Annotated in this window: 13 protein-coding genes; 12 read left to right on the top strand and 1 reads right to left on the bottom strand. The window is 63.7% G+C overall.

Translation table 11 applies throughout. From position 1 onward, the window contains the following. Window positions 1–149: 149 nt before the first annotated feature. From OCK01_RS02665 to OCK01_RS02625, 9 genes are all read left to right on the top strand, one after another. On the top strand, window positions 150–1,283 hold the full coding sequence (locus OCK01_RS02665) for an AGE family epimerase/isomerase (RefSeq protein WP_263822578.1): 1,134 nt from the start codon (window positions 150–152) through the stop codon (window positions 1,281–1,283). A gap of 75 nt (window positions 1,284–1,358) precedes the next feature. After that, window positions 1,359–1,721: an ArsR/SmtB family transcription factor gene (locus OCK01_RS02660; RefSeq protein WP_263822577.1), complete on the top strand. Its 363-nt coding sequence runs from the start codon at window positions 1,359–1,361 to the stop codon at window positions 1,719–1,721. Further along, window positions 1,718–2,227 (top strand): arsenate reductase ArsC, encoded by a 510-nt coding sequence (locus OCK01_RS02655; RefSeq protein WP_263822576.1) that lies wholly within the window; start codon window positions 1,718–1,720, stop codon window positions 2,225–2,227. The genes OCK01_RS02660 and OCK01_RS02655 overlap by 4 nt, the downstream gene beginning before the upstream one ends. 3 nt (window positions 2,228–2,230) lie before the next feature. After that, complete coding sequence (locus tag OCK01_RS02650) at window positions 2,231–2,923, top strand: aquaporin (protein WP_263822575.1); 693 nt, start codon at window positions 2,231–2,233, stop codon at window positions 2,921–2,923. Then, window positions 2,920–3,348 (top strand): arsenate reductase (glutaredoxin), encoded by a 429-nt coding sequence (gene arsC, locus OCK01_RS02645; RefSeq protein WP_263822574.1) that lies wholly within the window; start codon window positions 2,920–2,922, stop codon window positions 3,346–3,348. Before OCK01_RS02650 ends, arsC begins: the two co-directional genes overlap by 4 nt. Continuing rightward, the gene (gene arsH, locus OCK01_RS02640; RefSeq protein WP_263822573.1) at window positions 3,341–4,075 is read left to right on the top strand and encodes an arsenical resistance protein ArsH; all 735 of its coding nucleotides are present in this window, start codon (window positions 3,341–3,343) and stop codon (window positions 4,073–4,075) included. The genes arsC and arsH overlap by 8 nt, the downstream gene beginning before the upstream one ends. Further along, the gene (gene arsK, locus OCK01_RS02635; RefSeq protein ID WP_263822572.1) at window positions 4,072–5,283 is read left to right on the top strand and encodes an arsenite efflux MFS transporter ArsK; all 1,212 of its coding nucleotides are present in this window, start codon (window positions 4,072–4,074) and stop codon (window positions 5,281–5,283) included. The genes arsH and arsK overlap by 4 nt, the downstream gene beginning before the upstream one ends. Before the next feature lie 59 nt (window positions 5,284–5,342). Beyond that, on the top strand, window positions 5,343–5,843 hold the full coding sequence (locus OCK01_RS02630) for a hypothetical protein (protein WP_263822571.1): 501 nt from the start codon (window positions 5,343–5,345) through the stop codon (window positions 5,841–5,843). Further along, the gene (locus OCK01_RS02625) at window positions 5,812–6,144 is read left to right on the top strand and encodes a hypothetical protein (RefSeq protein WP_263822570.1); all 333 of its coding nucleotides are present in this window, start codon (window positions 5,812–5,814) and stop codon (window positions 6,142–6,144) included. The genes OCK01_RS02630 and OCK01_RS02625 overlap by 32 nt, the downstream gene beginning before the upstream one ends. 15 nt (window positions 6,145–6,159) lie before the next feature. On the opposite strand, the gene OCK01_RS02620 is transcribed toward OCK01_RS02625, so the two are convergent. Further along, complete coding sequence (locus tag OCK01_RS02620) at window positions 6,160–6,777, bottom strand: helix-turn-helix domain-containing protein (RefSeq protein ID WP_263822569.1); 618 nt, start codon at window positions 6,775–6,777, stop codon at window positions 6,160–6,162. A gap of 157 nt (window positions 6,778–6,934) precedes the next feature. On the opposite strand from OCK01_RS02620, the gene OCK01_RS02615 reads away from it, so the two are divergent. From OCK01_RS02615 to OCK01_RS02605, 3 genes are read left to right on the top strand one after another with little or no spacing between them, the layout of a single operon-like run. Then, window positions 6,935–9,382, top strand: coding sequence for a GcvT family protein (locus tag OCK01_RS02615; protein ID WP_263822568.1), 2,448 nt, complete (start codon window positions 6,935–6,937; stop codon window positions 9,380–9,382). Then, entirely contained in the window at window positions 9,379–10,446 is a 1,068-nt protein-coding gene (locus OCK01_RS02610) for an alcohol dehydrogenase family protein (protein ID WP_263822567.1), read from the top strand. Before OCK01_RS02615 ends, OCK01_RS02610 begins: the two co-directional genes overlap by 4 nt. Then, window positions 10,443–12,896, top strand: a complete 2,454-nt coding sequence (locus OCK01_RS02605) for a GcvT family protein (protein ID WP_263822566.1) — start codon at window positions 10,443–10,445, stop codon at window positions 12,894–12,896. Before OCK01_RS02610 ends, OCK01_RS02605 begins: the two co-directional genes overlap by 4 nt. The last annotated feature ends 15 nt before the right edge of the window (window positions 12,897–12,911 follow it).

Genomic DNA, 12,911 nt, shown 5'->3' with positions numbered 1-12,911 from the left:
GAAACTCTCAGGATCAAAGCCGGTTCCCGTTCGTCGTCGGCAGCGGCTGGAATATTTTGCGTCGCACCATTCACCATGTCTGCATACGTTCATTGTGGCGACAGGAAAGGCGGGCTAAATTCCGCCGCCGAACAATCCAGGGAAAGCCCATGTCTCTCATCCGTCTCCGCCAGGATTTCATCGACCGCATCCTGCCCGCCTGGCTCGATGCGGCTTTCGATGAGAGGGCAGGGCAGTTCGTCGAGGGGCTGGAGCTCGACGGCGCGCAGGACGGGAGCGGCGTCGTGCGCATCCGCACGGCGGCGCGGCAGATCTATGTCTATGCGCAGGCGGCGGCCCTCGGCGTCGGCCCTGCCGACGGGTTGGAAAGGGCGGAGACGGCGTATGAACATCTGAGACGCATCGCCTGGGTGGCGGGGGATGCGCCCGGCTTCGCTCGCGCCATCAGCCTGACGGAGGGAAAAATCACCGATCCCGTCCGAGATCTCTATGATCACGCCTGCGTGCTGCTGGCGCAGGCCTGGCTCGCAGAGGCCACCGGCAAATCCGCCTATGACGAGGCGATCGCCGAGACTCTCGCGGTTATGGATGTCACGTTCAAAGCCCCTGGCGGCGGCTGGGCGGAAGATCATCTGGGGACGCTGCCGCGCCGGCAGAACCCGCATATGCATTGTTTCGAGGCGATGATCGCGCTGTGGGACACCGGCTGCGACCCGCGTCATGCTGCCCGCGCGGGTGAACTCTTCGGCCTGTTCAAGACGAGGTTCTTCGACGAGGAGATGGGCGCTCTTCGCGAGTTCTTCGGCCCGCTCTGGCGGCTATCGTCCGAATTGGGCTCCGACCGTTTCGAGCCGGGACATATGGCCGAATGGGTCTGGCTCATCCGGCGTTATGACGAACTGGCGGGCGGCGATCATTGCGATCTCGCGGCGCGCCTGCTGGCGACGGCGCTGAGGCTCGGCCAGGATGCGCAGAGCGGCTTTCTGATCGATGAAGTCGGTCCTGACGGTCGGCCGCGCAAGCGGACCCGCAGGCTCTGGGCGCAGGCGGAGCGCGTCAAGGCGCATCTGATGCTCGGCCTCGCCGATCCCGACGGCGAGCACCGGAGCCTGGCGGATAAGGCGGCTACGGATCTTCTCGAAGTCTATATGACCGGCGGCCCGAACGGCTTCTGGCGCGATTGCTTCGATCTCGATGGCAAGATGGTGGCGACTTCCGCGCCTGGCAGCTCGCTCTATCACGTCTGGTCGGCCGTCGCCGAGCTCGTCACCCGCAAGATCTGAACAAGCGCGCCGGCTGTTGCAACAAGCCGGCATTTCATTTATTCAATATTTCAAGAATCATAGGAATATTGAATCATGGATGACAAGGACGCGCTTTCAGCCTTCGCCGCGCTCGCGCAGGAGACCCGGCTCGGTATCGTGCGCATGCTGGTGGTGGCCGGCAAGGACGGGCTGGCGGCCGGCGACATCGCCGAGCGCGCCGGCGTCTCCGCCTCCAACGTCTCCTTCCATCTCAAGGAACTCGATCGCGCCGGGTTGATCGCGTCCGAACGCGCTTCGCGCTCGATCATCTATACGGCCAATTATTCTGCGCTCGGCGCGCTCGTGCAGTTTCTGATGCGCGACTGCTGCGCCGGCCATCCCGACATCTGCGCGCCGGCTCTCGACGTCGCAGCATGCTGCATTCCATCCGCAACGACCATTGGGGGAGCGTCATGACGGACAAGATCTACAATGTTCTCTTTCTCTGCACGGGCAATTCCGCCCGTTCGATCATCGCCGAGGCGCTGCTCAACCGCGCCGGCAAGGGGCGGTTTCGCGCTTATTCTGCAGGCTCTCAGCCCAAGGGCGAGGTGCATCCCTACACGCTCGATCTGCTGCGCAGCCTGAGTTACGACGTCAGCCAGGCGCGTTCGAAGAGCTGGGTGGAGTTCTCCGCCGAGGGCGCGCCGCATATGGACTTCGTCTTCACCGTCTGCGACAGCGCCGCCGCCGAATCCTGTCCGATATGGCCGGGTCATCCGATCACCGCGCATTGGGGCGTTCCCGATCCCGCCGCCGCGGAAGGCAGCGAGAGCGAAAAACGCCTGGCATTCGCAGACGCGCATCGCATGCTCGGCAACCGAGTCAATGCCTTTGTCAGTCTGCCGCTGGCGAGCCTTGACCGCCTGACGACCGAAAGCCGCGTACGCGACATCGGCCGCTCCCTGTCTGAGGCTGGGTGACCCATGACCGATCTTTCTCGGCGCCTCGTCGCCGAAACGCTCGGGACGGCGCTGCTCGTCGCCACCGTGGTCGGCTCCGGCGTCATGGCCGACCGCCTGAGTGACGATGTGGCTGTATCGCTGCTCGGCAACACCATCCCGACCGGGGCGATCCTCTTCGTGCTGATCACTTTGCTTGGGCCGATCTCGGGGGCGCATTTCAATCCGGCCGTCACGCTGATCTTCCTTGTCAGGCGTGAGATCGGCGGTCGCGACGCCGGCTTTTACGTCGGCGCGCAGATCCTCGGCGGCGTCGTAGGCACCATGGTTGCGCATCTGATGTTCGACCTGCCGCTATTGGCCGCCTCTGCCACAGTCCGCACCGGCGGCGCGCAGTGGTTCGCAGAACTGGTGGCGACGGCGGGGCTGGTGATCACCATTCTCGGCGGCTTGCGTCACAGGCCCGAACAGATCCCGACGCTGGTCGGGCTCTATATCACCGCGGCCTATTGGTTCACCGCATCCACCTCCTTCGCCAATCCGGCGGTGGCGATCGCCCGTTCGCTGACCGACACCTTTTCCGGCATCCGTCCAAACGACCTGCCGGGCTTTATCCTCGCCGAACTGATCGGCGCGCTTTTGGCGCTGGCGCTCTGCCGCTGGCTGTTCGCCGAGCGTCCCGTTCATCCTGAAAAACCCATGGGAGAAACAGTGTGAGCTTCACTGCCACCATCTATCACAACCCCGCCTGCGGCACCTCGCGCAACACGCTGGCGCTGATCGAACATGCGGGTATCGCCCCCACCGTGATCGACTATCTGAAGACGCCGCCATCGCGCGAGACGCTGATTGTGCTCATCCGCGACGCGGGCCTGACCGTGCGCGCGGCGATCCGCGAAAAGGGCACGCCCTATGCCGAACTCGGCCTCGACGATCCCGCGCTCACCGATGATCAACTTCTCGACGCGATGCTTGAGCATCCCATCCTGATCAACCGGCCTTTCGTCGTCACGCCGCTCGGCACGCGCCTCTGCCGTCCGTCGGAGAAGGCGCTGGACATTTTGCCCGACACCTTCAGCGGCCCCTTCGCCAAGGAAGACGGCGAACTGATTCTGGACGATCAGGGGAAGCGCCTTGTCTGATCCGCAATCCCAGCCTGAAGCAGCCGATCTGCCCGCGGCAGCGCTCGAGCATTTTCGCCTGCCCGATCTCGACGCGTTGCGCCGGCCGTTTTCGACGCATAAGCCGCGCATCCTGATCCTGTATGGTTCGCTGCGGCAGGTGTCTTACAGCCGCCTGCTGGCCGAGGAGGCGGGGCGGCTGCTCGCGCATTTCGGCGCAGAGGTTCGTTTCTTCAATCCCGAAGGGCTGCCTTTGCCGGACGGCGCGCCGGTGACGCATCCCAAGGTGCAAGAATTGCGGGATCTTTCGGAATGGTCTGAAGGCCAGGTCTGGGTGAGCCCGGAGCGGCATGGCGCGATGACCGGCATCATGAAGGCGCAGATCGACTGGATACCCTTGTCGATCGGCGCCGTCAGGCCGACGCAGGGCAAGACGCTTGCGGTCATGCAGGTGTCGGGCGGCTCGCAGAGTTTCAACGCCGTCAACCAGATGCGCATTCTCGGGCGCTGGATGCGGATGATCACCATTCCCAACCAGTCCTCCGTCGCCAAGGCCTGGACGGAATTCGACCAGAACGGACGCATGAAGCCGTCGTCCTATTACGAACGCGTGGTCGACGTATGCGAAGAATTGATGAAATTTACGCTCCTCACCCGTGATATATCCCCGTATCTGACCGATCGTTACAGCGAGCGGAAAGAAGCGGCGGAAAAGCTGGAGGAGCGGGTGACGCTGAAATCTCTATGAGCGTGGCGGCCGTCGGCCTTCGCGCGGAGGCCGAGGCCCTGCCGCGGCTGATCATCGCCACCCTCGGCCTGACGCAGATCGTCGGCTACGGCACGCTCTATTACAGCTTTTCCATTCTCGCGCCCGATATGGGCCGCGAATTCGGCTGGAGCGACGATATCGTCTTCGGCCTATTTTCCGCCGCGCTGATGGCCGGCGGCTTCGCCTCCGCCTGGATCGGCAAGCTTCTCGACCGGTTCGGCGCGAGCCGCATGATGGCGCTGGGCTCGGTGCTGTCGGCTCTGCTGCTCGCGGCGACCGCGTTGTCGCCCAACCGCGTCACGTTCGGCCTCGGCGTGGTGGCCGCGCAGGTGGCCTCCGGCCTCGTGCTCTATCAGGCAGCCTTTGCGGCGCTGGTGGAGATCGCGCCCCGCGTCGCCGGCCGCAGCATCACCTATCTCACGCTGATGGCGGGTTTCGCCTCGTCGCTGTTCTGGCCCTTCACCACCTGGCTGCATCATCAGCTGGATTGGCGGGCGGTCTATCTCCTCTTCGCCGCGCTCAATCTCGGCCTCTGCGCGCCGGCGCATCTCTTCGTGGTCATCCGCCGCCGCACCGACGCCGCCCGCGGCGTGGTGCGGTCCGCGGCCGCCAAGGTGGTGGGCGTGCTCAAGCAAGCCGAACGCAAGACAGGCTACCGCCTGGCGGCGGCGGCCTTCGCGCTGCAGGGTTTCACGCTCTCGGCCATGCTGGTGCATATGGTGCCGCTGTTGACGGCGCTGGGGCTGGGCGCTGCGGCGGTATCGATCGGCGTCCTGTTCGGCCCGTCGCAGGTGCTCAGCCGGCTGATCAACATGGTGTTCGGCGCGCGGCTCAGCCCGCTGACGCTGTCGCTGCTCTCGGGCCTGTTCATGGCCGGCGCGGTGGTCGTGCTGCTCGTTTCGGGCGGCGGATTGATCGGCGCCGGCCTCTTCGCCATCTGTCTCGGCATCGGCTCCGGCATCAACTCCATCGCCGCCGGCGCCCTGCCGCTCTGGCTGTTCGGCTCCGACGGTTACGGCGAGATCACCGGCCGCATGTCCGGCTGGCGTCTCGGCGCGTCGGCTGCGGCGCCCTATATCTTCTCGCTCCTGATGCACTGGTCGGGTCCGACGCTGGCGCTCGGGGTGACGGCGGGCATCGGCTTTCTGGCGGCGGGGTGCTTTTTGCAGCTGAAGCGGTTGCTCTGATCTTTGCGCTTGTGCCCTTATGAGTTGTGCTTGCGCAAGGTTCTGTCTAGGCTGACGCGATGCGCGGCGATGCGGACGAATGGTGGGCTTACGCAAGTGACGAGAAGGAGACGGCCTCGGTTCTGATGGCGGTCGAACGGTGGCGCGCATGTTATCACCACGCCGGACAAATTCTGGAATTCGCTCTCAAGGCGCTCTATCTTCGCCGTAACTCACTGGCGCTCATGCCCGAGCAGGCGCGCGGCGCTAAATGGCATCAGCTTGAAGTCATCGTCGAACATGCTAAACTTGAGGTCGAAATCGGTAGTTTGAGAACCGACAGACTTCGCTACGCCAACTGGCTGACGGCGCGCGACTGGAACAGCAATGCGAGATTTCCTGGAGCGAAGACCAGCAAAGCCGAGGCGCTCGATTTGATGTCGGCGGCTTCAACCCGAGCAAAGGCATATTTCCATGGCTCGAAAAGATTTATCTCCGCAGTTGATCGCCGATGGTCGAGCAACGCTCGAGGGGCTGGAAGAGATGCGCTTGGGCGTGCAGTCGGCCATGTGGGCCTATGATGAGGCGCTGGAAGCCTGGAGGTTTTGCCTGGTCTCCAGCCTGGTCGACAGCGCCGGTCGGAGGAAAGCCTACCAATTGCTGCTCCGGGCATTCGAACTGGGAGCGTTCCCGCTCTCTGTGGAGGATGTCTATCTCAGCAGCGTTGACGATGCGCTGTCGGCGGACGTCGAGTCGGCCTCCACACCTCCCGTGATCTACCGTGAGTCGAGCGTCGCTCCGTCCGAGACTGAGGCGCGCGCTCTTCAGCGCGCCTTCGAACAAACCCTGACGGGTTTGGAAAGGCGGTCGGTTCCGGCGTGAGGCAAGCCCACAATCTCAATAATGCGGCGGCGTGATCACCCAGACCGCCTTGACCGGCTCTGTCCCGGAATTGGCGCAGCGATGCGTTTCGGTGCTGTCAAAAGCGAAGCTGTCGCCGGCTTTGAGCTGGAAGAAGCGGTCGCCGACCCAGAGGTCGAGCACGCCTGAGATCACCACGCCGGCTTCGGCGCCGTTATGGCTGTAGTCGCCGCTGTCGGCGCCGGGTTCGATGGTGGAATAGAGCAGCTCGAGCGGGCCGCCAAGATTGGGCGACAGCAGTTCTTCCTGGATGCCGAGACCGGTAAAGGTGAGGCGGCGGCGGTTTTCCGCGCGGACGACGATGTCGCGCTCTTCGGCTGGCGCATCATCGGCGGGCTGGAAGAACCAGTTCATATGCACATCCAGCGCATCGCAGATCTTGCGCAAGACCCCGATCGGCAGTTGCGACTGATTGCGTTCGATCTGGCTGAGATAGCCCACCGAAATACCGGCGGCATCGGCGATCTGCTGCAGCGTCTTGCCGCGCATCTTGCGCAATTCGCGGATCTGGCCGCCGATCACGCTTTCGTCGATCTCGGCGCCGCCGGCGGGTTGAAGCGCGTTTTCCTGGGAGAGCAGCGGACGTGGGGGCATGGAACCTCTTTCAATGCCGTCAACCTAATCCTCATGAAAATTTCATGCAAGATTTTCATGCTTGCATTCTGAAGAATTCGCGCTAGCTTTCCGTTAACATGAAAAATTGAATGGGAAATTTCACGAGGCTTCGGCCTCGGATATCGGGGAGCGGATCATGTCGGAACTGCCAGCGACAGCGCGTGTGGTCATCATCGGCGGCGGCGCGGTGGGGGCGTCCTGCCTCTATCATCTCGCCAAAGCGGGCTGGACGGATTGCCTGCTGCTCGAGAAAAACGAGCTGACCGCCGGCTCCACCTGGCATGCGGCCGGCAATGTGCCGACTTTCTCCTCGTCCTGGTCGCTGATGAACATGCAGCGCTATTCGGCCGAACTCTACCGCAAGCTCGGCGGCGAGGTCGATTATCCCATGAATTACCATGTCACCGGCTCGGTGCGGCTGGGGCATAGCAAAGAGCGGCTCTTAGAGTTCAAGCGCGTGGTCGGCATGGGCCGCTATCAGGGCATGGATCTCGACATTCTCTCGCCTGCGGAAATCAAGGCGCGCTATCCCTTTGCCGAGACGCATGAGTTGGAAGGCGCGCTGTATGACCCGTATGACGGCGATATCGATCCGGCGCAGCTGACCCAGGCGCTGGCCAAGGGCGCGCGCGACATGGGCGCCAAGATCGTCCGCTTCTGCCCGGTGGATTCGGCGCGGCGCGAGAACGGCGAATGGGTGCTGGCGACGGCCAAGGGCGAGGTGCGCTGCGAATACGTCGTCAACGCCGCCGGCTATTACGCCCGCGAAGTGGGCAAACTGTTCGGTCGCGACGTGCCGATGATGGTGATGAGCCATCAATATATGCTGTTCGACACGATCCCGGAGCTCGAAGCCTGGTCCAAGGAGGTCGGCCACAAGCTGCCGCTGCTGCGCGACGTCGATTCCTCCTATTATCTCCGCCAGGAGAAATACGGCTTCAATCTAGGTCCCTATGAGGGCAATTGCCGGGCGCATTGGGTGACGGATAACGATCCCATGCCCAAGGATTTCTCCTTCCAGCTGTTCCCCGACGATCTCGACCGGCTGGAATGGCATATCAATGACGCGGTCGCGCGCGTGCCGATCCTGGGCACCGCCGGTCTCTCCAAGGTCATCAACGGGCCGATCCCATACGCGCCGGATGGCAATCCGCTGATCGGGCCGATGCCCGGCGTGCCCAACGCCTTCGAGGCCTGCGTCTTCACCTTCGGCATCTGCCAGGCGGGTGGCGCGGGCAAGGTGCTGGCGGAATGGGTCACCCAAGGCGAGACGGAATGGGACATGTGGTCCTGCGACCCCCGCCGCTACACCAGCTATACCGATACGGCCTATTGCGTCGACAAGGGCATGGAGGTCTACGGCCACGAATACGCCATCCACTTCCCCAAGCATTACTGGCCGGCGGGCCGCGACCGGCGGCAATCGGCCATCCATGACCGGATCGCCGGCTTCGGCGCCGTGTTCAAGCCCTATAACGGCTGGGAGCGGGCGATGTGGTACGCCAAACCCGGCGACGACACGTCGGAAGAGGCGACGCAAACCTGGGCGCGCAAGGGGCCGTGGAGCCCGCGCATCGAGGAAGAATGCCTGGCGGTGCGTGACGCGGCCGGCATTCTCGACCTGCCGGGTTTTTCGCGCTACCGGCTGCAGGGGCCGGGGGCGACCGAATGGCTCTTCAGCCTCACCACCGGCAAGATCCCCAAGCCCGGCCGCATCGGCCTAGCCTATTTCGCCGATGATAAGGGCCGCATCGTCACGGAAATGTCGGTGATGACGATCGCCGAAGACTTCTTCTTCCTGATCACGGCGGCGACGGCGCAGTGGCATGATTGGGAATGGCTCCTGAAGCACAAGCCGGAGGACGCGGCCTTTACGCTGACCGATGTCTCCGACCAGTTCTCCTGTCAGATTTTGAGCGGGCCGAATTCTCGCGCCATTCTGGCCGAGGTGTCGGATGCGGATCTCACGAAATCCTGGCTCAGCCACCAATCATGCCAGATCGCCGGGCGCTGGCTGCAACTGGTGCGCGTCTCCTTTGCGGGCGAACTCGGCTGGGAAATTCACACCAAGATCGAGGACACCGCCGCCGTGTTCGACGCCGTCTGGGCGGCGGGTCAAAAGCATGGCTTGAAGCCCTTCGGCATGGAGGCGCTGGACAGTCTCAGGTTGGAAAAAGGCTACCGCGCCTGGAAGGGCGATCTGTCGACCGATTACACCGTGCTGCAGGGCGGGCTGGAGCGCTTCGTCGATTGGGCCAAGCCTGATTTCAAGGGCAAGGCGGCCTTGGCGCGCGAGAAGCAGCAGGGCGTGACGAAGCGTTTCGTGCTCATGACCATCGAGGCCGGCGACTATGACGCGCCCTATATGTCCACGCTCTGGCATGGCGATGAGGTGGTGGGCGAGACGACCTCGGGCAATTGGGGTTTTCGTATCGGCAAATCCATCGCCATCGGCATGGTCAGATCCGATCTCGCCGTGCCCGGCCAGACCCTCGAAGTCGAAGTGTTCGGCGAGCGCCTGAAGGCCACAGTCCATGGCGACACGCCGCTTTATGATCCCATGAATGAAAGGCTGCGCGCGTGAGCCAGCCGGCCAGAATGACCGGCGTGGAACTGCTTGGGCATGGCGAGCCTGACAGACTCCGCTATCGCGATGATATCGCGGTTCCGTCGCCCAGGCCTGGCGAGGTGCTGGTGCGAATTGCGGCCGCAGGCGTCAACAACACCGATATCGCCACACGTCTCGGATGGTATGCTCCGCAGTCGCGCGGCGCGACGGCCGAAGGTGAGACTTTCGAGGATGGCGGCTGGTCGGGCGCGATCTCGTTTCCGCGCATTCAGGGGGCCGAATTCTGTGGCCGGGTCGTTGCCTTGGGCGATGGTGTGATTGGCTGGACCCCCGGCCAGCGCGTCATCTGCCCCACCAACATGCCGGAGCCCCGCGAGGACGCGCCCACCGCCTATCGGGCGCTCGGTTCGGATATCGACGGCGCTTTCGCCGAATATTGTGTCGTGCCGGCGCGCCATCTCCATGATGTCTCGGCGTCCCCGCTGTCCGACATTGAAATCGCCGCCATGCCCTGCGCATTCGGGACGGCGGAGAATCTGTTGGCGAGGGCGGGCGTAAGCGAGGGCGACCGGGTTCTCGTGACGGGCGCGTCGGGTGGCGTCGGACTTGCCGCCGTGCAGCTTGCCAAGGTTCGCGGCGCGCGCGTGACGGGCCAATGCAGCTTGGACAAGGCTGACGCCGTGCTGGCGGCGGGCGCGTGCGACATCATCGACAGAGGCGCGGAGCCGGAGGCGAGGACATTCGACAGGGTTATCGACATCGTCGGTGGGCCGCAATGGCCGGCGCGGATCCGCTCCCTGCGGCCAGGTGGAGACTATGCGGTGGCCGGCGCCATTGCCGGACCCATCGTCGAGGCGGATCTCAGAACCCTCTATCTCAACGACATCACGCTGCATGGCTGCACCTATCAGCCGAGAGATGTGTTTGCGAACCTGGTCGCCATGATCAATTCCGGACGTGTTCGGCCGCTTGTATCAAAGACGTATCCGCTCCGTGACATTGCCGAGGCGCAGGCTGAATTCCAGACAAAACGTCATTCCGGCAAAATCGTCCTCCTCATGCCAGGGGTAAATCCATGAAAAAGCCCATTCCCTCCAAGGCCCGCGCCGTCATCATCGGCGGCGGCGTGTCCGGTTGCTCGGTCGCCTATCATCTCGCCAAGCTCGGCTGGACCGATGTCGTGTTGCTCGAACGCAAGCAACTCACTTGCGGCACCACCTGGCATGCGGCGGGGCTGATCGGGCAGTTGCGCGCCAGCCAGAACATGACCCGGCTCGCCAAATATTCCGCTGATCTCTATGTCAAGCTCGAAGCCGAAACCGGCATCGGCACGGGCATGAAGCAGAACGGCTCGATGACCGTGGCGCTGACCGAGGCGCGCAAGCAGGAGATCTACCGCCAGGCCTCGCTGGCCCGCGCCTTCAATGTCGATGTGCGCGAGATTTCCCCTGAGGAAGTCAAGGCGATGTATCCGCATCTCAATACCGCCGACGTCAAGGCCGCCGTGCATCTGCCGCTTGATGGGCAATGCGATCCGGCCAATATCGCCATGGCGCTGGCCAAGGGCGCGCGGCAGAATGGCGCGCAGGTGATCGAGGGCGTCATCGTCACCGGCGTCACCACCAAGAACGGTCGTGTGACCGGCGTGACCTGCGAGCAGGACGGCGAGATCTATACGATCGAGACCGACAATGTCGTCAATGCGGCGGGCATGTGGGGGCGCGACTTCGCGAGGCAATCCGGCGTCACCGTGCCGCTGCATGCCTGCGAGCATTTCTACATCGTCACCGAGCCGATCGCCGGCCTCAAGCAATTGCCGGTGCTGCGTGTGCCTGACGAATGCACCTATTACAAGGAAGACGCCGGCAAGATGCTGGTGGGGGCCTTCGAACTCAAGGCCAAGCCCTGGCCGCCCCGGGGGGAGGCGATCCGCACTGACTTCTGCTTCGACCAGTTGCCGGAGGATTTCGACCATTTCCAGCCGATCCTGGAAATGGCCGTCAACCGCATGCCGATGCTGGAGACGGCGGGCATTCACACCTTCTTCAACGGCCCTGAGAGCTTTACCCCTGATGACCGCTATTATCTCGGCGAAGCGCCGGAACTCAGGGGATATTGGGTCGCGGCGGGCTATAATTCCATCGGCATCGTCTCCTCCGGCGGCGCCGGCATGGCGCTGGCGCAATGGATGAACGATGGCGAGCCGCCCTTCGATCTCTGGGAGGTCGATATCCGCCGCGCCCAGCCTTTCCAGCGCAACCGGACTTATCTGCGCGAACGCGTGTCGGAAACGCTCGGCCTGCTCTATGCCGATCACTATCCTTTCAGGCAGATGGACACGGCCCGTGGCGTGCGCCGCTCGCCGCTGCATGAACATTTGAAGGCGCGTGGCGCGGTGTTCGGCGAGGTTGCCGGCAATGAGCGGGCCAACTGGTTCGCCGAGCCGGGGCAAGAGCGGGAATATCGCTATAGCTGGGGCCGGCAGAACTGGTTCGACAATCAGCGCCGCGAACATCTCACTGTCCGCAACGGCGTCGGCCTGTTCGACATGTCGAGTTTCGGCAAGATCCGCGTCGAGGGCCGCGACGCGCCAGCTTTCCTCAACCGTCTCTGCGCCAACCAGATCGATGTGGCCGCGGGCCGCATCGTCTATACCCAGATGCTGAATGCAAAGGGCGGCATCGAGAGCGATCTGACCGTCACGCGGCTCTCGGAAACCGCCTTCCTGCTCGTCGTGCCCGGCGCGACGCTGCAGCGCGATCTCGCCTGGTTGCGCAAGCATCTCCGCGACGAGTTTGTCGTCATCACCGATGTGACGGCGGGCGAGGCGGTGCTTTGCGTCATGGGGCCGAAATCGCGCGATCTACTCGCAGCCGTCAGCCCCGACGATTTCTCCAACGCCGCCCATCCGTTCGGGACGGCGCGCGAGATCGAGATCGGCATGGGGCTGGCCCGCGCCCATCGCGTCACCTATGTCGGCGAACTCGGCTGGGAGCTCTATGTCTCCTCAGATCAGGCCGCGCATGTGTTCGAGACGATCGAGGCCGAGGGCTCGGCGCACAGCCTCAAACTCTGCGGCCTGCATACGCTGGATTCCTGCCGCATCGAGAAAGCCTATCGCCATTTCGGCCATGACATCACCGACGAGGACCATGTGCTCGAAGCCGGCCTCGGCTTTGCGGTGAAGACGACCAAGCCCGATTTCATCGGCCGCGACGCGGTGCTGGCCAAACAGGACAAGGGTCTCACCCGCCGCCTCGTGCAATTCCTGCTCGAAGACCCCGAGCCGCTGCTGTTCCACAACGAAGCGCTGGTCCGCGACGGCCGGATCGTCTCGACCATCACATCAGGCAATTACGGCCACCACCTCGGCGGCGCCGTGGGGCTGGGCTATGTGCCCTGCGAGGGCGAGAGCGAGGCGGAGGTGCTGGGGTCGCAGTATGAGGTGGAGATTGCAGGCGTCAGGGTGAACGCGCGGGCGTCTCTGGCAGCGATGTATGATGCGAAGGCGGAGAGGGTGAGGGGGTAATTTCTACTACCTCTT

This window comes from Rhizobium sp. TRM95796 (assembly GCF_025779995.1).
Lineage (GTDB): Bacteria > Pseudomonadota > Alphaproteobacteria > Rhizobiales > Rhizobiaceae > Rhizobium_E.
The sequence above is the reverse complement of the archived record's forward strand: the minus strand, read 5'-3'. Positions and strand labels throughout refer to the sequence as shown.